The sequence below is a fragment of the Pseudomonas boreofloridensis genome, assembly GCF_030580795.1.
Lineage (GTDB): Bacteria > Pseudomonadota > Gammaproteobacteria > Pseudomonadales > Pseudomonadaceae > Aquipseudomonas > Aquipseudomonas boreofloridensis.
In genome coordinates, this window is sequence record NZ_JAUQOQ010000015.1 from 1 (window position 1) to 17,010 (window position 17,010).

The window sequence follows — 17,010 nt, forward strand, 5'->3', positions numbered from 1 at the left end:
GTGGAAGGTATGTTTGCCGATGTCGATGCCGATCAGGGTCACGTTGCTCATGATGACGGTCTCCGAAGTAAAAACACCCTACGAAAGCGTACGCCTCGTAGGGTGCCGGGGTGACCATCTCATTAAGGGGGTCGCCGTAAGGGCGAAAAGGTGAATCAGCCTCACCAAAGCCAACGGATATTCACCCAAACAGAACCAGCCAAAAAAACCCACCCCTGTTAATCCTGAGAAAATCCAACCCCTCCATCATCCCCTCCATCGGCCCCAATCCCGGCCTGAAACCCAAATCGATGACGGAGATCCATCCAAATGAAAGCCCTGCCCTACCTCCTGGCCCTACTGACCGCCACCACCATGACCACCGCCCTGGCCGAAGGCGGCGCCGAACGCCTGCAGGAACACCATGCCCGCTGGGCCCAGCAGCAACAGCAACAAACCCAAGAATCCACCCAGGCTCTGGCCACCCGTGAATCCTCCCCCAGCGCCGAACATCCAGAAAAGGCCGCCAAACCCTCATCCTGAGTCGGGACAAGGTGCGGCGTCCTGTCGCACCAGCCGGCCTTTGGCAAGCGCGCGGCCCAAGACGTAGAATGCCGCGCCCTTTTCGCCCAGTCGCCTCGCACGGTGGCCACCGGCAGCAATGACCACGTCTGCGCCTAACCCACATCGCCCATGTGCCACAGGCTCAACCGACCCCGCCCGACCTCGCCTGCGCGAGTCTGCGGTTGAGTCTTGCCCTGGTCGCACCCCACCCTGGCACCGTCGCACAGCCCCGACCCTCCAGCGGCCGGCCTGGCCTGTGTGATCGAAAAGGCTCATCCGCTGATCGATCACTTGAGGTACGTATGTCACCGCGTTTGCTGGCCATGGCGCTGGCACCCCTGCTTGGACTGTTCATCATTGCCTTGGGCAATGGCCTGCTCTACTCCCTGACCACCCTGCGCCTGGGCGAGGCCGGCGAATCGGCGACGATGATCGGTATCGTCTCCTCCGGCTTCTTCATCGGCCTGACCCTCGGCGCCGTCTTCAACGACCGGCTGATCCTGCGCATCGGCCATATCCGCGCCTACAGCAGCTTCGCCTCGTTGATCGCTGCCACCATCCTGCTGCAAGGTCTGTTCGTCGACACCTGGGGCTGGTTCGCCCTGCGCCTGCTCAACGGCTGGGCCACGGTCGGGGTGTTCCTGGTGATCGAAAGCTGGCTGCTGCTGGCCGGCGATGCGAAGATCCGTGGCCGCCTGCTGGCCTTGTACATGATCGCCCTGTATGGCGCCGGCGTGCTGGGCCAGGCCTTGCTCGGCGATCTGGTCAGTCTTGGCGACAGTGCACCCTTCACCGTGGCCGGCATGCTCGCGGCGCTGTCGGTGCTGCCGATCGTGATCCTGCCACGGGTCTCACCGCTGCTCGAACAGGTCGAGCCGCTCAAGCCACGGCAACTGCTGGGCGTGACGCCCAGCGGGCTGGTCGGCTGCTTCGGCTCGGGTGTGGCCATCGCGGCCGTGTATGCCCTGCTGCCGCTGTACCTGCAACGTATTGGCATGGATGTGGGGGAAGTCGGCCACATGATGGCCTGGGTCATCCTCGGCGCCATGTTGCTGCAATATCCGGTCGGACGCTGGTCGGACCGCAAGGACCGCCAGGACGTGCTGATCGCCCTGGGCGCGCTGTGCGTGGTGCTCTCGGTGGTGATCCTGCTGCTGCCTTCGTCCTCGCCCTGGTTACCGGCGGTATTGTTCCTGTTCGGCGGCGGCGTGTTCGCGGTGTATCCGGTGGCGGTCAGCCACGCCGCCGACCGCGCGCCGATGGACGCGCTGGTGCCGATGATCCAGGGGCTGCTGCTGATCAACTCGTTGGGCTCGGCGATGAGTCCGCTGGCCATCTCGCCGGTGATGACCTCCTACGGTGCGGATGGTCTGTTCTGGGCCTTCGCCGTGATCAACCTGGCCATGGTCAGCTTCTTCATGTGGCGTCGTGGCAAGCGGCCGGCGCCGGAGCATCCCGCGCCTTTCGCACCAACGGCCACGTTCTCGCCGACGGGCGCAGAACTGCGCATGACCGAAGAGCTGATCCACGCCGCCCAGGACCACCCGCCGATCGTCGACGCGGTAACCGGCGAGAGCGCTACACCCACGCGTACCGAACCGGCGTGAAGGCGTCAGGTCGTGGACCCGTACCACGACCGTTCGTCGGCTACCGGGCACCCTGCCCCGGCTCGGTAGCCGAACGAAAGACGATCACCCACAGGAGATTCACCATGGTTCGCACGCGTCCGCTTCTACTCGCCCTGGCCATCGGCCTGACCTCCAGTGCTGCCTTCGCCGCCGGCGAGATGAACAGCACCGATCACAAGGCCCCGGCCTCCAACGCCGAAATCCAGAAAAGCAAGACCCCTGGCAACGGCACCAGCGTCAACAATCCAGGTGGCACGCGCGATAACGACAGCAGCGATACCAGCAGCGCGGGTGCAGCTGACGGTAGCACCGGGGGCTCCAGCAGCACCGGTGAAGCCACCGGCAGTGGCGCCGGTGTGACCGGTGGCGCCGCCGAGGACCAGGACAGCAAATAAGCGACCTGGCGGTGGACGATCAACGCCAGCAGGTGCGATCGTCCACCCGCTGTTCATGGGCCTGGAACAATAGCGGCAGTTGTTCCTTGAGAAAGTCCAGCCAGGTTCGTACCTTGGCATCCAGATAGTGCCGCGAAGGGTAGATCGCGTAGATCTCCCGCTGGCGCAGACGATATGGCGCCAACAATCGCAACAACTTGCCATCTTGCAACGCCTGACTGGCCGAGTAATAAGGCAGCAAGCCAATCCCCATTCCCAGCTCAGTGGCCTTGACCATGGCGTCTGCAACGTTGGTCAGAAAGGTGTCCTGCGGACGGATCACGCACGCGTCCGGCCCTTCACCGAAGGGCCAGTCTTCTTCGAACAACGGATCCACCGTGCGCAGGCAGATGTGCTGGTGCAGGTCTTCGGGCTGCTTGGGTATCCCTTGGCGAGCCAGATAGTCGGGCGAGGCGCAGAGCACGCTGTAGATGCTGCCCAACGGGATGGCGATCAGTTGCGAATCCGGCAGGCCCTGGCCGATGGCGATCACCACATCGTGCCCCTCGGCGAGCAGGTCGGGGTTGCGCTGGGACAGCGTCAGCTCCATCACCACTTCTGCGCAACTGGCGTTGTAGCGCGCCACCAGCGGCATCATCAGCAGGCCCAGGCCATGGCTGCAATGCACCCGCAGCCGTCCGCGCGGCGTGAGGTGGGCGCCACGGGCTTCGTCGACGGCCTCTTCGGTCAGCAACATGATTTGCCGGCAACGCTCGAGGAAGCGCTCCCCGGCCTCACTCATGCGCAGGCGCCGGGTGGTGCGGTGCAGCAAGCGGGTCTGCAACTGCTTCTCCAGCTCCGCGACGATCCGCGACACTTGCGCCGCCGAGATGTCCAGCGCATTGGCGGCACCGGCGAAGCTGCCGCACTCCACCACGCGGGCGAAGGTGCGCATCGCATGCAGCATATCCATGGTCGGCAATCCTTTGAGGTCGAACATTACCCAGGGGGCGAGAATCTATCATGAGATGCCGCAGGCCAGGGTATTCAGCCCAGCAGTTGCTCGATCCACTCGATGTGCAAGGCGAACAGCCTCGCCTTGTCCTGCGGCACATCCCGGGCGCGGGCAAAATTGGCCAGGGCCATCTGCCGCTGACGGCGCATGCGCTGCCACTTGTCAATGAACGCTGCGCTCTTCTCACGCATCAGCAGTGGCCCGAACAGCAACTCCTGGGCGCTGTAGCTCACCGGGTCGGCCGGTTCGGCGACGATGATCTCGTAGTCGAAGCGGTTTTCCCGCAGCACCTCTTCAGCCACGATGCGGTAGCGGTTGTCCATCAGCCACTGCCGCAACGGTTGCTCGCCACCGTTGGGCTGCAGCACCAGGCGCTCGCGCCCGTGCAGTCGCGCCTTGCCCCGTTGCAGTATCTCGACCATGGTCTCGCCGCCCATGCCACACAGGCTGACGGTGTCGATACGGTCATGGACGTCGATGGCCTCCAGGCCATCGGCCAGACGTACCGTGACGCGGTGCTCAAGGCCGTTACGTTTGACGTTGCGCTGCGCCGACTCGAACGGCGTGACCGCAGCCTCGCCGGCTACCGCCGCTTCGAGTACGCCGCGCAGCGCCAGGGCCACCGGCAGATACCCGTGATCTGAGCCGATATCGGCCAGGCGCGCACCCGGTGCAATGTAAGCCGCCACGCGTTCCAGCCGCTGCGACAGTGTCAGTTCGTTCAACGCCAACCCCTTGCCTGAAATCCGCGGCGATTCTGCGGTGCCAGCCTCCTCATTTCAATGCCATTCGTAGCACGCAGCCGACTCGACCCTTTCGTGACGCTCGCGTAGGCTTGCCTGTTTCAGTCCAGCGCAAGGTAGATTCATCCATGGCTCAGACAGGTATCACCTTCACCCCCGATGCGGACGCCGAGTCCATTTCCTCCGACGTCGCCGAGTTCAACGGCGTGCTGGTCACCACGCAAATTCCCGTGCGCGCCGACGGCGAGCTGGAACTGGGCGACATCGTCACCCAGTGCGAGTGCACCCTGCAGGCACTCAAGGATGCGCTCGAAGGCGCCGGCAGCTCGATGGACCGCGTGCTGCACCTGACCATCTACCTGACCGACATGGCCGATCGCGCGGTCTTCAACCAGGTCTACCAGCGTTTCTTCGCCAAGCCCTGGCCCGTGCGCGCCGCTGTCGGCGTGGCGGCGCTGGCGTTCGAAGGGATGAAGGTGGAAGTCACTGCGATGGCGGCCAAGGGCTGAGGTCGCACTCCAGCCGCGCAGGCGCCATGCCCCAGGCGCCTGCCTTCCGGCAGCCAAGGGTGCCAGCGGCCCGTTTCGCCGCTACAATGCCGGCCAAACCGTGCCAGCCCGAATTCATAACGATATGTCCCTTCCAAAGAACCACCTGGAACTGCTCAGCCCTGCCCGCGACGTGGCCATTGCCCGCGAGGCGATCCTGCATGGCGCCGATGCCATCTACATCGGCGGCCCGAGCTTCGGTGCGCGGCACAATGCGTGCAACGAGGTCGCCGATATCGCCGAATTGGTCGAGTTCGCCCGACGCTACCATGCGCGGGTGTTCACCACGATCAACACCATTCTTCACGACAACGAACTGGAGCCGGCCCGTGCGCTGATCCACCAGTTGTACGACGCCGGCGTCGATGCGCTGATCGTGCAGGACCTGGGCGTCATGGAACTGGACATTCCGCCGATCGAGCTGCATGCCAGTACCCAGACCGACATCCGCACACTGGAGCGGGCCAAGTTCCTCGACCAGGCCGGCTTCTCGCAACTGGTCCTGGCCCGTGAGCTGAACCTGCAACAGATCCGCGCCATTGCTGCCGAAACCGATGCGGCGATCGAATTCTTCATCCATGGCGCGCTGTGCGTGGCGTTCTCGGGACAGTGCAACATCTCCCACGCCCAGACCGGGCGCAGCGCCAACCGTGGCGACTGCTCCCAGGCCTGCCGCCTGCCGTATACGCTCAAGGACGACCAAGGCCGGGTGGTCGCGTTCGAAAAACACCTGCTGTCGATGAAGGACAACAACCAGACCGCCAACCTGCGCGACCTGGTGGACGCCGGCGTGCGCTCGTTCAAGATCGAGGGGCGCTACAAGGACATGGGTTATGTGAAGAACATCACGGCCCACTACCGCCGCGAGCTGGACGCCATCCTTGAAGACCGCACCGACCTGGCCCGCGCGTCCAGCGGTCGGACCCAGCACTTCTTCGTGCCCGACCCGGACAAGACCTTCCACCGCGGCAGCACCGACTACTTCGTCAGCGACCGCAAGATCGACATCGGCGCCTTCGACTCGCCGACCTTTACCGGCCTGCCGGTGGGGGTGGTGGAGAAAGTCGGCAAGCGCGACCTGGTGGTCGTGACTGAGGTGCCGCTGACCAATGGCGATGGCTTGAACGTGCTGGTCAAGCGCGAGGTGGTGGGGTTCCGCGCCAATATCGCCGAACCCCGTGGCGAGTTCGAAGTGGACGGCCAGGCCCGCTACCGCTATCGCGTCGAGCCCAACGAAATGCCTGAAGGCCTGCACAAGCTGCGGCCCAATCATCCGTTGTCGCGCAACCTGGACCATAACTGGCAGCAGGCCTTGCAGCGCACCTCCTCCGAACGGCGAGTCGCGGTGCGCTGGCAGGCCGTACTCACTGAGCAACGCCTGGCACTGAGTGTCACCAGCGAAGAAGGCATCACCGCGCAAGTAGCCCTGGACGGCCCCTTCGGCACGGCCAACAAGCCTCAACAGGCACTGGATCAGTTGCATGATCTGCTGGGCCAACTGGGCACCACCCAGTACCACGCCGAGGCCGTCGAACTGGATGCGCCGCAGGCCTATTTCATTCCAAATTCGCAACTCAAGGCCCTGCGCCGCGAGGCCATCGAGGCGCTGACCGACGCACGCGTCAAAGCGCATCCGCGCGGCTATCGCAAGGCCGAAACCACCCCGCCGCCGGTCTATCCCGAGGCTCACCTGTCGTTCCTGGCGAACGTTTATAACCAGAAGGCGCGTGACTTCTACCATCGCCACGGGGTGAAACTGATCGATGCGGCGTTCGAGGCGCACGAGGAGCACGGTGACGTGCCGGTAATGATCACCAAGCACTGCCTGCGTTTTTCGTTCAACCTGTGCCCCAAGCAGGCCAAAGGCGTGACCGGGGTGCGCACCAAGGTGGCGCCGATGCAACTGGTGCACGGCGACGAGGTGCTGACCTTGAAGTTCGACTGCAAGCCCTGTGAAATGCATGTCGTCGGGCGCATGAAGGGCCATATCATCGACCTGCCCTCACCCGGCAGTGCCGTGGGTGCCGTAGTCGGGCACATCAGTCCTGAGGATCTGCTCAAGACCATCGTCCGCGCGCCCCACTGACCCGTAAGCTCTCGGGCGCGGAGCACATCTGCACCTGAAGGCGACCTAGGATGCCTTGCGGGTTTTCTTCGCCGCCGGTTTCTTGGAAGGCTGAGCGCCTTTACCCTTGCCGGCAAGACTGCGCTTGAGCAATTCGGTCAGGTCAAGAATGTCCGCACCCTTCTCGCCTTTGCCGCCATCGCCCTTGCGGACCTTGGCGATCTTGCCCCTCTTGGCCTTCTCTGCCACCAATTCCATGATCGTGTCGCGAAACGCATCGTGATACTGATCGGGAGACCAAGGGCCGCTCATGTCTTCCACTAGACGTTTGGCCATGTCTCGTTCTTTCTTGTCCAGCTTGACGTCCTTGACCTCGGTACCAAGCTCCAAGCTATCGACGCCACGAACCTCGTCTGGCCAGCGTAAGGTCATCAACACCAGCGCCCCGTCCAGCGGTCGAATCAAGGCCAGATGCTGGCGGGTGTGCAGCACCACGGTCGCCAGCGCAACCTTCGCGGTGCTGGCCAGCGTCTCGCGCAGCAGCGCGTAAACCTTACCGCCACGTTTATCAGGGCTCAGGTAATACGGGGTATCGAGATGCTGTAGAGGAATCTCGCCCGCTTCGACGAACGAAAAAATATCGATGGTCTGGGTCGCCTCCGGCCGCGCCTTGCGAATTTCTTCTTCGCTGATCACTACGTAGCGGCCTTTCTCGTACTCGACGCCCTTGACCACCTCTGCCTTGTCGATGTCCTTGCCGGTAACTTTGTTGATCCGCTTATAGCCGACCCGCTCCATGCTGCGCTTGTCGAGCCAGTCGAAGTCGATGCGCTCGCTGCGTACGGCGGTCTTCAGAGACACAGGAATGTGCACCAAGCCAAAACTGATCGCGCCTTTCCAGATTGCACGGGCCATCTATGGCTCCTGTTGCCGAACCGGCAGTAGCACCTGCCAGTGAGCCAAACACACGACGATGAACTGCGGCAGTGCCGGAGGCACCGGCACTGCCCAGCACCTCAGGAACGACCGCCCTTGTGGCTCATGTCGTCTTTCTTGCCACCGGAACTGCCACCGGAGTGCTGTCCACCCTTGCGTCCGGCCTCAGACGCTTTCTCCCGGTCATTGGCGAAGTTTCCAGGATTCTTGGTACCACCCTGACTGCCAGTCTTGCTCTGGTTATTGGCCATGGTCTTGCACCTCTTGGGCTGTGGGATGTGCACGGTCGTGCGCCGTACATAGGTTCGGAGTGCGCCGAAAACGGGCGATTCGTTTTATTGACAGGCCAGCGGACCGGCGGCGCTAAAGGTGCAAGGCGGGGTATTTGGTGCGGCAGCTTTGTGCCTGGAGATGACGTCGTGTAGAAGGCACCGCGTGGGTGCGGCGCCTTGTGTGGGGGCGCTCAGCCGATCAGCCGATGCAGGTCCAGCCCGGCACGGCCCATGGGTGGGCACCAGTAATAGCCACCCGTCAGCGGTCGACTGAAGCGGTACAAGGCATCGACGACGCCATCTTCCAGACCACTCATACGCCGCAACTGAGCCTCGAACGCCTCGAAGGAACGCCCCAGGGCAACGAAGGCCAGCCCTGCGCCGCGGGTGTCGGCCCAGGACACCGAGCGACGCACCATGAACGCTTGCGGCGCATAGCTTTCCTGCGCCGTGCGCTTGACGTGGGCCGATTCCGGCGCCTCGTCCAGTTCCTCGTTATCGCTCAGGCGTCGACCAATAATGTCGTCCTGCTCGGGCTGCGGCAGCGATTTGAAGTAGGTCAGGTCATGCTTCCACAACTGGAACGCCGCGAAACTGGACCCGGCCATATCGCCGGCCTCCGATGCCACGATTGCCGCCTCCACGGCCTCTTCGTCTCGCGGGTTCTCGGTGCCATCTTCGTAACCGGTCAGGTCGCGTCCGCCGCGATGCAGGAAGCCGTCGACGCTGTCCACCAAGGTGAAGGCCGGCGCCAGGGTCTGTTCCAGTGCTTGAGCGCGCAGGAACAGGTCGCCACGCTCGTCGCTGCGCAACCACAACCACAGGGCATGCTGAGTGGAGGGGTTTTCCACCACCGCGTCCAATTGCGGGAAGCTGCGCAGGCCCGGTATGTCGCGGCCCAGGGCTTTGCTCAACGGCAGGCCAATGCCGAGGATCAGGCTGCGCCCATCGACCTCGCCCAGCAGCGCTTGCAGTGCCGCCGCAGCGGCATCGATCTGTTGCAGGGCGAAGAACAAGTGACGGGCGTGGACCGGTACCGGGGTGGCGAGCAGACCTTGCTGGAACGGCATGACGAGCTAATCCTTCGGCAAAAGCGCGAATCCTACTGCGCCTGGCGGGCGCCCGCAACGCGACGTGTCGCCGCCCGGACACAGGTGCACCGTTCAGTCACGCCGACGCTCGCGCAACTGGCGCTTGAGCGCCTCGAAAGGCGGTGCATAGAAGAAGCCGAACGACACGCTGCCTGTGCGCTCCTTGATCGCATGGTGCAGGCGATGGGCGCGGTACAGCCGCTTCAGGTAGGGCTGTAGGAGCCGGGGATGGCGTGGCCAATGCCGGTGGAACAGGCCATCGTGAGCCACCACGTAGAGCAGGCCGTAGCCTGCGACACCGCCACCCACCCATTGCAACGGTGGGTAGCCGGCCTTGCCTAAAGCCACCAGGGCGGTCGCAACCAACGCTAGGGCAAGCAGGTAGAAGTCGTTGGTCTCGAGTATCCCCAGGTGCGGTCGATGATGCGATCGATGCAACCACCAGCCCCAGCCGTGCATGATGTATTTGTGGGCCAGGGTACCGACACCCTCCATGGCCACGAGGGTGGCGAGCAGCACGGCGATGTTGAACAGCATGTGACGGTCCGGCGTGAAAAACGAATGGCGCAAGATTACCACCGCCGGACAGGCCTTCGAAATCGGTAGGAGAGTTCAGCGATGAAGCAATTGTCATCGATCTGCCCTTGATCGATCGCTTGGCGCGGGGTAATGTCCGCCGCGCAATTTCGCATCCCCAACAGGAGTCCTGCATTGGACAGTAGCCCCAGTCGATTGCGACAGGTCCACACGGCAAGCTAGTCCGGCAGTATTCCTGCCGCTGTCTTGCCGAACACGGTAGATAGCGGCCCCTGATGCCTGTACAGGCTCATTCCCTTCTCCTTCCACTCAGCCGGCTGCTGCTGGCGAGCACTGTGGTCCTGCGCACTCATTCATTTCATCGGCGTCACTGCCGCAGTGACGCGCGTGCGGGCATTGGCCCGTGGAAAGAGGTTTGCTATGGATTGGAAAGTTTTTCTGCTGCGCGTCGGCGTAGCACTCGCTCTGGGCGCCCTGATCGGCGCCGAACGTCAACTGCGCCAGCGTCTGACCGGCCTGCGCACCAATGCGCTGGTCAGCACCGGCGCCTGCCTGTTCGTGCTGATGACCCAGGCAGTGCCGGGCATGGCGCCCAGCGACGCGTCGCGCATCGCCGCCTACGTGGTGTCGGGCATCGGTTTTCTCGGCGGCGGCGTGATCATGCGCGACGGCTTCAACGTGCGCGGCCTGAACACCGCTGCCACGCTCTGGTGCACCGCCGCCATCGGTGTGCTGTGCAGCCTTGGTCTGCTGCTGGAAGCCACCTTGGGCAGCCTGACGGTGCTGTGCGCGAACATCCTGCTGCGTGAGATCGCCCAACGCCTCGACCGCCAGGACATGGTTCCGGCCAGCGAAGTCGAGCAACACTTCGAAGTGCGCATCGTCTGCCGCACCGAAGACGAGATTCAAGTGCGCAGCCTGATGCTGCACAGCCTGAACGACCCTGGGTTGCGTCTGCAGTCGCTGCACAGCGAAGATTTGCCCGACGCACAACGTCTTGAGGTCCGCGCCGAGTTGCTCGGCACGCCCCAGGCGCCCGCCCAACTGGAGCGCCTGGTCAGCCGGGTGAGCCTGGAGAAAGGCGTCAGCGCGGTGCGGTGGCAGCGCCACGTGCAGCCGGTGCTGACCGACTAGGGCGTATCAGGTATCGTCGCGCAGGTGCCGCTCGCGCAGCTCCTGACGCTCCTTGGCTTCGATGCACAAGGTGGCCGTGGGGCGTAGCAGCAGGCGGCGCAACCCGATCGGCTCGCCGGTTTCATCGCACCAGCCATAGTCGCCGCGCGCCAGGCGCTCAAGCGCCTGGTCGATCTTGTCCAGCAGGCGTTTTTCCCGTTCCAGAGAGCGCAGTTGCCACTGCCTTTCCTCTTCGGCGCTGCCCAGATCAGCTGGATCGCTGTGCACCTCCTGCTCGCGCAACGCACGAAACTCCTGCTCGATGCGCGTCTGCAGATCGGTACGCTGCGCCAGCAGCAGGTTGCGGAAGAACTGACGCTGGGGTTCATTCATGTAGGCTTCTGGTGCCTGTGCAAGCAACTCTTCTTCAGTCATGGGACACGCTCGTGGAAGAAATGAATCATCGATCGAATATCAATGGCAGCCCTTGGCAGCCCGGCTGCACCTGACCCTGGTGCCAGGCGAGTTGCCCCGATACGACCGTGGTGCGCACCACATGGCGGAAGGCATGGTGCTGGAACGGCGTCCAGCCGCAGTGGGCCAGCACCGGGTCATCAATGGCCGGACGCGGCGTGGCCAGTTTCTCGACCAATACCAGATCCGCCCAATACCCCTCGCGCAGGAAACCGCGCTCGCGAATACCGAATAGCCTGGCCACCGCGTGACTGGTCTTCTCCACCAGCTTTGGCAAGCTCAGCAAGCCATCGGCCACCAGCTCCAGCGCTGCCGGCAATGCGTGCTGCACCAGCGGCAGTCCTGAAGGCGCCTGGCTGTAAGGGCGTTGTTTGTCCTCGAGGGTATGGGGCGCATGATCGGTACCGATGACGTCGATGACATCGCTGGCCAGTGCCTGGCGCAGCGCATCGCGGTCTGCCCGGGTCTTGATCGAAGGGTTGCATTTGATCAGATGGCCCAGTCGTTCATAGTCGCGGTCATCGAACAGCAGATGATGCAGGCAGACCTCAGCAGTGATGCGTTTGTCGCTCAGCGCGCCTGTGCTGAACAGCGCCAACTCGCGCGCGCTGGTCAGGTGCAGTACATGCAGGCGTGTCCCCAGTCGGCGCGCCATCGCCACGGCCAGAGAAGATGAGCGGTAGCATGCCTCGGCGTCGCGGATCAATGGATGCGCTGCCGCAGGGATCGCCTCACCATGGCTGGCACGCCAGCGCGCTTCATTGGCAAGGATGCTGGGCGTGTGCTCGCAGTGCGCCAGCAGGATGGTCGGACAGTCGCGGAACAAGCGCTCGAGCACCTGCGGGTCGTCGACCAGCATATTGCCGGTGGAGGCGCCCATGAACACCTTGACCCCGGCGACTTCTCGGGGATCGAGCGCAGCGACGGTGTCCAAGTTGTCGCAGCTGACACCGAAATGAAATCCATAGTTGGCCTGGGCAGTGGCGGCGGCGCGATGCTTCTTATCGGCCAACGCCGCAAGGCTCAACGTGGCCGGAAGGGTGTTGGGCATGTCCATGAAGCTGGTAATGCCGCCCGCCACCGCCGCCCGCGATTCGCTGGCCATAGTGCCTTTGTGCGCGGCTCCGGGCTCGCGAAAATGGACTTGGTCGTCGATCATCCCAGGCATTAACCACTGACCCTGGGCGTCGATTTCCTGGTTGGCACAAGCGCCGTCGATGCTCGTGGCGATCTTGTCGATGCGTCCACGGGTCACCTGCACGTCGGCTTCGAAGACGCGGCCCTCGTTGATCAAGCGAGCGTTGCGTATCAACAGATCGGCCATGTCAGCACCCGATCAGGACAAATGCTGCCCCTGGATGGCAGGCGCAGGAATTGGGTGAGGCAGGAATGAAAGGCAGAGAGCGCACGCGGAAATCCTAAAAGAAGAATCGGGATAAAATGTTACGTTATAACAATCAAATTGCAACTGCATTCTCGGTGTCCGCCTTGACGGCACCGAAAGCAGCCCGCCCCTCCCCACCCCAATGGCGCCTAAAAAAAGCGAGATAAATCAAACTTTCTCCACCGGCCGTGGCTCAACCGAACGCGACACTGACGTCGCGCCCACGGATAAGGAGTGACACATGAGCAATCTCTTCCTCAAGCGAGCCGGACTGTGCATGGCCATGGGACTGGCCTCGGTACAAGCGATGGCCGCCACCTCGGACGATTTCGTCGATGCTGCTGTAGAGGCAGGTATCGCGGAAGTGGTCACCGGCAACCTGGCGCTGGAAAAGAGCAAGGACGCCGAAATCAAGACCTTCGCTCAGCAGATGGTCACCGATCACACCAAAGTGAATCAGCAGTTGACCGAGTTGGCGGGCAAGCTGGACATCAAGGTGCCGGATGACGCTGCGCTGACCGACAAGATCAAGAAAGTGATCCTGGAATGGCGTGATGAGTCCTTTGACAAGTCCTACGTCAACAATCAGGTCGCTGCACACGAAAAAGCCGTGGAGCTGTACAAGAAGGAGGCTCAGTCCTCCGACAAGGCCGAGCTGAAGGCCTTTGCCGTTCAGACCTTGCCTGCGCTGGAAAAGCACCTGCAGGAAGCCAAGCAACTGCAAACCAAGCACGGCAAGTGATTCACCGGTAACCAATGAGGTTCGATATGAGTGACGATGACCTGCGAGCCGAGGTGCTGACCCGGTTGCGACACGCCCACCCTCACGGCTTGGGTAAGGAGATCCTGGACAACTACCGCGGCGAAATGGCTGTGGCCGGGATGCTCAAGTCGTTGCAAGAAGAGGGGTTGATCCATGACGGCTGCGTCAGCGTCGATGCTGATCAGCAACTCGACGTCAGCTACCCCATCAAGCTATCCAGCGCCGGCGTAGAGGCGGCGAAGAAACTGGAAGGCTGAAGGCCTAGAGCCTCGGTGGCTGCCTGCGCAGCGCCGAGGCTCGTCGCGTCAGTGGTGGTCTTTCTTTTCGTGATCCTTGGGCGCAATGGCCGGACCTTGCGGGTCTACCTGAGGATCTTCCAGATCCGGCGAATCCGGATCGAATCCAAGATCTTTTTCCCCAGAACTCTCTTCCGAAGAATGCGGCCCTTCATTGTGATGTAAAGGAGTTTTGTGTGTACTCATCTTCTACTCTCCTCGAACGTGTCTATGAAAGAGCCTGTCACGGCGGGGAAGTTTGATTTATCTGCTTCTCACGCTCCTCGGCGGCCGGGGCGAGCTGCGCAGATCGAGCTTCGCTGAGCGTCAGCCGATCTTGCAGCCGTTCTACCAGGCGTGCCTGCTCAAGAGTCAACTCACGCTGGGTTTCCAAGGCCTGACGATCATTATCCCACTGCCGGCGCAACTCTTCGCTGGCGCCCTGGGCCTGAGCCAGGATCGAGCGCAGTCCCTGGACCTGGGCGTCGCGCTGCTCCAGTTGTTCATCGAGCTGCTTGCGCTCCGCTTGTTGCTGTCGATTCTCGACTGACAACCGCTCATTGTCGCGGTGCAGTCGGGTCAGTTCTTCCTGGCGTACCACCATCCCCTGCTGCATCTGGCGCAATTCCACCTGCAATTGCTGCACCTGCGCCTCATGGCGACGTTGATCCTGCTCGCGCTGCTCACGGCTGGCGCTGCGGTAATGCTCCAAGGCATCGCGGGCATTGCGGTGCTTGTCTTCGAGTGACCGAATCTGTTCAGCCTTATCGTTCAGGCGCACTTTGAGCTCGCCCAAAGACTGGTTGAGGCTGGCGCTGCGCAGTTGCTCGCTCTGAAGGCTGGCCAGGGTCGTCTCGAGTCGCTCGGATTGACTCTGCAACGCGCTGGCCTGGATCTGCTGTTGCTGATCGGCGGCTACAAGCGCTTGCTCGGCCAAACTCAGTTGTGTCCGCATCTGTTCGATCTGGGCATCGAACGCAGCTTGAGCCAGGGCAACGCGGGCCTCGGCTTCCTCATTGAGTTGGTCTGCAAGCTGCTGCACATAGCGGCCCAACGTCTCACCCAGCGCCGGGGCACTTTGCACGGGCAACTGCGCATCCAGCTCTTTCAAATAACGATGAATGGTGGTCTTCGACCCGGTATTGCCGAGCTCGATACGGACGGCATCAATGCTGGGATGCTCGCCCCTGGCGATGAGAGCCTGACGCGCCCGCTGCACCACCGCCTTATTGATGCCTCCACGGGCCATGATGACTCCTACGATTTCGTAATGTATTACGTACCATGTAATTACATACTAAAAATCAAAATTATTCCACCTCAATTCCTGATGCGAATACATTCAATAATCACGGGTTATCGAATGTGAGGGTGTGCGGACGCGCTGCCAGGCGCGGCAGGCGCACGAATTAACATGAAATGGGTCGAGGCTGCCGAATGCGTCAGCGTGGGGGAATCAGCGGCGTGTGGGCGTAGCAATCTTCAGGGTCGCGATGTCCAGAAGGCTGAAGAATCCGTTGCTCCACCCTCCCGTATCCAAGTGCCAGACATTACCCAAGACTCTGTACTCGGGCACCGGGGTGTGACCGACCAGCAGCGCGCGCAGGCCTTCAACCGGTCTGGCATCGTGCGTTTTCAGTCGCCGCCGGGACCATTGGCAGACCTCCTGCACATTCTGATCGCCGACCTCCAGGCCGGCGCGCAGTTGCTGCCAGTCCGGAAACGGGCTGTCCGCGTGCAACAACCCAATCAGGCCCAGCGGCGTGGGTATTTGCATAGCGATGGGCAGCGCTTCGAAATGTTCGACCAAATGCAACTGCTCGCTCGGCGCCAAGTCCAGAAACCAGCTGCCACCCGCCGCACGGTACATATCCAGATCGAGTTGACCACCGCGCACGTGCGTGATTGCCAACGCTTCGTGATTGCCTTGCACTGCATGAAACCAGGGCTGCGCCAGCCAATGCAGAACATCCGCGCTGGCAGGACCGCGATCCACCAGATCGCCGACGCTGAAGAGTCGGTCCACCGAGGGATCGAAGGCGATGAGCTCCAGCGCCGCCTGCAGGCGCTGGAAATGACCATGAATATCACCTACCGCCATGTCGCGGCCTGCGGTGTTGGCCGTCATGCTCTGAAAGCGCAGCATTCTCTATAACCTCTCGACAGACCGCCCGCATTCGTAGGGTACTGCTTAGGCTGTGGCGGATAGCATGGCATAAGGTTGGGTCACGCGATGAACGTGGAAATCTCAGTTTCACTGGGTAAAAGTCTGCGCACGTGGTTATCTTTGACACTTGTCTCGACCAAGGACGGATCCGCGTGAAATACCTGCTGCTGATCATCGCCAGCTATGCCATTTGCTATTACCTGGTCGGTTTGCTGATTCACGGCAGGCTGGCCGACATCGCCGAAGGTCTGCGTCATCGGCCTGACGCTCCGACCCCGGGCGAATACCTGCGCAACGTCGAGGCGCATGCTCGCCAGTCTCACCGCCACTACACAATGCTTGCGGGAACGTTGGTCAGCCTCGTGGCCTGTGTCTTGGCATGGGCGTTCAGCCGCTGAGCACTCAGAACAGAGATAAGCTCTGGCGTCCCTCGAGCGCCAGCAGGAAGTGCTTGGCCGCCAGCCCACCGGCAAAGCCCGTCAGGCTGCCCGACGCGCCGATCACCCGGTGACATGGCGCGATGATCGAGATGGGATTGCGACCATTGGCCGCCCCGACCGCCCGCACCGCCGAAGGATTGCCGATCTGACGAGCGATATCGCTGTAGCTGCGGGTCTGCCCGAAGGGGATGGTCAGCAACGCCGCCCAGACTTGGCGCTGGAAGTCGGTGCCGGCAAAATCCAATGAAAGTTCGAAGCGCTCACGCTGCCCCGCGAAGTATTCACCCAGTTGGCGAGCGGTTTCACGCAACACCGGCAAGCTGTCCTCGCGGTGTAGCTCACCGAGCCGCACCCGGTTCTCACGCTCTTCTTCCCAAAGTACGGCAGCCAGACACTCGCCACGCGCGACCAGTGTCAAAGTGCCTACGGGTGATGGCATCAAGGTATAGGCGTTGGACACGGATGGCTCCTGGAAGGGATGAGACACCTGGCACACTAATCGGGGTCATCGGGTGGATCCAGTTTTTTCCAACTACAGATCTTTGCGACACTATCTTCACGACATTTTCACCTGGCGGCTGGCAAGGTTAAGCCACATCCGTGAAATACTTCGCCCGCCCTCCCCAGCGGGCTTTTCTTTGC

Annotated in this window: 21 protein-coding genes; 9 read left to right on the forward strand and 12 right to left on the reverse strand. The window is 62.3% G+C overall.

Annotated elements, in window-relative coordinates; genetic code table 11:
- Window positions 1–309 precede the first annotated feature (309 nt).
- The 3 genes from Q6A47_RS17165 to Q6A47_RS17175 all read left to right on the forward strand — a co-directional run bounded on the left by Q6A47_RS17165 (window position 310) and on the right by Q6A47_RS17175 (window position 2,566).
- Window positions 310–522: a hypothetical protein gene (locus Q6A47_RS17165; RefSeq protein ID WP_029612646.1), complete on the forward strand. Its 213-nt coding sequence runs from the start codon at window positions 310–312 to the stop codon at window positions 520–522.
- A gap of 323 nt (window positions 523–845) precedes the next feature.
- Window positions 846–2,150: an MFS transporter gene (locus Q6A47_RS17170; RefSeq protein WP_039577759.1), complete on the forward strand. Its 1,305-nt coding sequence runs from the start codon at window positions 846–848 to the stop codon at window positions 2,148–2,150.
- A gap of 104 nt (window positions 2,151–2,254) precedes the next feature.
- Window positions 2,255–2,566 (forward strand): hypothetical protein, encoded by a 312-nt coding sequence (locus tag Q6A47_RS17175; RefSeq protein ID WP_029612643.1) that lies wholly within the window; start codon window positions 2,255–2,257, stop codon window positions 2,564–2,566.
- 19 nt (window positions 2,567–2,585) lie between these two features.
- Here Q6A47_RS17175 and Q6A47_RS17180 read toward each other — a convergent pair whose 3' ends face one another.
- Window positions 2,586–3,518 carry a LysR family transcriptional regulator gene (locus tag Q6A47_RS17180; RefSeq protein ID WP_304484889.1) on the reverse strand — a complete coding sequence of 311 codons (933 nt, stop codon included), beginning with the start codon at window positions 3,516–3,518 and terminating at the stop codon, window positions 2,586–2,588.
- Between the two features lie 74 nt (window positions 3,519–3,592).
- Window positions 3,593–4,285: a tRNA (adenine(22)-N(1))-methyltransferase gene (locus tag Q6A47_RS17185; protein WP_029612639.1), complete on the reverse strand. Its 693-nt coding sequence runs from the start codon at window positions 4,283–4,285 to the stop codon at window positions 3,593–3,595.
- A gap of 146 nt (window positions 4,286–4,431) precedes the next feature.
- On the opposite strand from Q6A47_RS17185, the gene Q6A47_RS17190 reads away from it, so the two are divergent.
- Window positions 4,432–4,812, forward strand: coding sequence for a RidA family protein (locus Q6A47_RS17190; protein ID WP_029612638.1), 381 nt, complete (start codon window positions 4,432–4,434; stop codon window positions 4,810–4,812).
- Window positions 4,813–4,936: 124 nt separating this feature from the next.
- Entirely contained in the window at window positions 4,937–6,937 is a 2,001-nt protein-coding gene (locus Q6A47_RS17195) for a peptidase U32 family protein (RefSeq protein ID WP_304484890.1), read from the forward strand.
- A gap of 45 nt (window positions 6,938–6,982) precedes the next feature.
- Here Q6A47_RS17195 and ku read toward each other — a convergent pair whose 3' ends face one another.
- The 4 genes from ku to Q6A47_RS17215 all read right to left on the reverse strand — a co-directional run bounded on the left by ku (window position 6,983) and on the right by Q6A47_RS17215 (window position 9,752).
- Window positions 6,983–7,831, reverse strand: a complete 849-nt coding sequence (gene ku, locus Q6A47_RS17200) for a non-homologous end joining protein Ku (protein ID WP_116888286.1) — start codon at window positions 7,829–7,831, stop codon at window positions 6,983–6,985.
- 101 nt (window positions 7,832–7,932) lie between these two features.
- Window positions 7,933–8,103 (reverse strand): KGG domain-containing protein, encoded by a 171-nt coding sequence (locus Q6A47_RS17205; RefSeq protein WP_029612636.1) that lies wholly within the window; start codon window positions 8,101–8,103, stop codon window positions 7,933–7,935.
- A gap of 212 nt (window positions 8,104–8,315) precedes the next feature.
- Window positions 8,316–9,194: a Dyp-type peroxidase gene (locus tag Q6A47_RS17210; protein ID WP_304484891.1), complete on the reverse strand. Its 879-nt coding sequence runs from the start codon at window positions 9,192–9,194 to the stop codon at window positions 8,316–8,318.
- 93 nt (window positions 9,195–9,287) lie between these two features.
- Entirely contained in the window at window positions 9,288–9,752 is a 465-nt protein-coding gene (locus tag Q6A47_RS17215; RefSeq protein WP_304484892.1) for a sterol desaturase family protein, read from the reverse strand.
- A gap of 420 nt (window positions 9,753–10,172) precedes the next feature.
- On the opposite strand from Q6A47_RS17215, the gene Q6A47_RS17220 reads away from it, so the two are divergent.
- Window positions 10,173–10,886 (forward strand): MgtC/SapB family protein, encoded by a 714-nt coding sequence (locus Q6A47_RS17220; protein WP_304484893.1) that lies wholly within the window; start codon window positions 10,173–10,175, stop codon window positions 10,884–10,886.
- A gap of 6 nt (window positions 10,887–10,892) precedes the next feature.
- Here the strand turns inward: Q6A47_RS17220 and dksA are convergent, their stop codons facing one another.
- Window positions 10,893–11,300, reverse strand: a complete 408-nt coding sequence (gene dksA, locus Q6A47_RS17225) for an RNA polymerase-binding protein DksA (RefSeq protein WP_039577746.1) — start codon at window positions 11,298–11,300, stop codon at window positions 10,893–10,895.
- Between the two features lie 25 nt (window positions 11,301–11,325).
- Window positions 11,326–12,663, reverse strand: coding sequence for a dihydroorotase (locus Q6A47_RS17230; protein ID WP_304484894.1), 1,338 nt, complete (start codon window positions 12,661–12,663; stop codon window positions 11,326–11,328).
- Between the two features lie 301 nt (window positions 12,664–12,964).
- On the opposite strand from Q6A47_RS17230, the gene Q6A47_RS17235 reads away from it, so the two are divergent.
- Window positions 12,965–13,465, forward strand: a complete 501-nt coding sequence (locus tag Q6A47_RS17235) for a DUF4142 domain-containing protein (protein WP_039577738.1) — start codon at window positions 12,965–12,967, stop codon at window positions 13,463–13,465.
- Between the two features lie 26 nt (window positions 13,466–13,491).
- A complete protein-coding gene (locus Q6A47_RS17240) occupies window positions 13,492–13,743 on the forward strand; it encodes a hypothetical protein (RefSeq protein ID WP_029612627.1) in 252 nt (83 codons plus the stop codon).
- Between the two features lie 48 nt (window positions 13,744–13,791).
- Here Q6A47_RS17240 and Q6A47_RS17245 read toward each other — a convergent pair whose 3' ends face one another.
- The 3 genes from Q6A47_RS17245 to Q6A47_RS17255 all read right to left on the reverse strand — a co-directional run bounded on the left by Q6A47_RS17245 (window position 13,792) and on the right by Q6A47_RS17255 (window position 15,907).
- Window positions 13,792–13,968, reverse strand: coding sequence for a DUF6021 family protein (locus Q6A47_RS17245; protein ID WP_304484895.1), 177 nt, complete (start codon window positions 13,966–13,968; stop codon window positions 13,792–13,794).
- 37 nt (window positions 13,969–14,005) lie between these two features.
- Entirely contained in the window at window positions 14,006–15,010 is a 1,005-nt protein-coding gene (locus Q6A47_RS17250) for a DNA-binding protein (RefSeq protein WP_304484896.1), read from the reverse strand.
- Between the two features lie 207 nt (window positions 15,011–15,217).
- Window positions 15,218–15,907 carry a metallophosphoesterase gene (locus tag Q6A47_RS17255; RefSeq protein ID WP_304484897.1) on the reverse strand — a complete coding sequence of 230 codons (690 nt, stop codon included), beginning with the start codon at window positions 15,905–15,907 and terminating at the stop codon, window positions 15,218–15,220.
- A 173-nt stretch (window positions 15,908–16,080) separates the two neighbouring features.
- Between Q6A47_RS17255 and Q6A47_RS17260 the strand changes: the two genes are divergently transcribed.
- Window positions 16,081–16,326, forward strand: coding sequence for a hypothetical protein (locus Q6A47_RS17260; protein ID WP_029612622.1), 246 nt, complete (start codon window positions 16,081–16,083; stop codon window positions 16,324–16,326).
- A gap of 4 nt (window positions 16,327–16,330) precedes the next feature.
- On the opposite strand, the gene Q6A47_RS17265 is transcribed toward Q6A47_RS17260, so the two are convergent.
- A complete protein-coding gene (locus Q6A47_RS17265) occupies window positions 16,331–16,828 on the reverse strand; it encodes a methylated-DNA--[protein]-cysteine S-methyltransferase (protein WP_304484898.1) in 498 nt (165 codons plus the stop codon).
- Window positions 16,829–17,010: the final 182 nt, after the last annotated feature.

Bases quoted from the DNA above. Each gene is read 5' to 3' on its own strand.
- ku (WP_116888286.1), bottom strand. From the start codon at position 7,831: ATGGCCCGTGCAATCTGGAAAGGCGCGATCAGTTTTGGCTTGGTGCAC.
- Q6A47_RS17210 (WP_304484891.1), bottom strand. From the start codon at position 9,194: ATGCCGTTCCAGCAAGGTCTGCTCGCCACCCCGGTACCGGTCCACGCC.
- Q6A47_RS17255 (WP_304484897.1), bottom strand. From the start codon at position 15,907: ATGCTGCGCTTTCAGAGCATGACGGCCAACACCGCAGGCCGCGACATG.
- Q6A47_RS17240 (WP_029612627.1), top strand. From the start codon at position 13,492: ATGAGTGACGATGACCTGCGAGCCGAGGTGCTGACCCGGTTGCGACAC.
- dksA (WP_039577746.1), bottom strand. From the start codon at position 11,300: ATGACTGAAGAAGAGTTGCTTGCACAGGCACCAGAAGCCTACATGAAT.
- Q6A47_RS17180 (WP_304484889.1), bottom strand. From the start codon at position 3,518: ATGGATATGCTGCATGCGATGCGCACCTTCGCCCGCGTGGTGGAGTGC.
- Q6A47_RS17235 (WP_039577738.1), top strand. From the start codon at position 12,965: ATGAGCAATCTCTTCCTCAAGCGAGCCGGACTGTGCATGGCCATGGGA.
- Q6A47_RS17215 (WP_304484892.1), bottom strand. From the start codon at position 9,752: ATGCTGTTCAACATCGCCGTGCTGCTCGCCACCCTCGTGGCCATGGAG.
- Q6A47_RS17250 (WP_304484896.1), bottom strand. From the start codon at position 15,010: ATGGCCCGTGGAGGCATCAATAAGGCGGTGGTGCAGCGGGCGCGTCAG.
- Q6A47_RS17170 (WP_039577759.1), top strand. From the start codon at position 846: ATGTCACCGCGTTTGCTGGCCATGGCGCTGGCACCCCTGCTTGGACTG.
- Q6A47_RS17195 (WP_304484890.1), top strand. From the start codon at position 4,937: ATGTCCCTTCCAAAGAACCACCTGGAACTGCTCAGCCCTGCCCGCGAC.
- Q6A47_RS17190 (WP_029612638.1), top strand. From the start codon at position 4,432: ATGGCTCAGACAGGTATCACCTTCACCCCCGATGCGGACGCCGAGTCC.
- Q6A47_RS17230 (WP_304484894.1), bottom strand. From the start codon at position 12,663: ATGGCCGATCTGTTGATACGCAACGCTCGCTTGATCAACGAGGGCCGC.
- Q6A47_RS17205 (WP_029612636.1), bottom strand. From the start codon at position 8,103: ATGGCCAATAACCAGAGCAAGACTGGCAGTCAGGGTGGTACCAAGAAT.
- Q6A47_RS17175 (WP_029612643.1), top strand. From the start codon at position 2,255: ATGGTTCGCACGCGTCCGCTTCTACTCGCCCTGGCCATCGGCCTGACC.
- Q6A47_RS17245 (WP_304484895.1), bottom strand. From the start codon at position 13,968: ATGAGTACACACAAAACTCCTTTACATCACAATGAAGGGCCGCATTCT.
- Q6A47_RS17165 (WP_029612646.1), top strand. From the start codon at position 310: ATGAAAGCCCTGCCCTACCTCCTGGCCCTACTGACCGCCACCACCATG.
- Q6A47_RS17220 (WP_304484893.1), top strand. From the start codon at position 10,173: ATGGATTGGAAAGTTTTTCTGCTGCGCGTCGGCGTAGCACTCGCTCTG.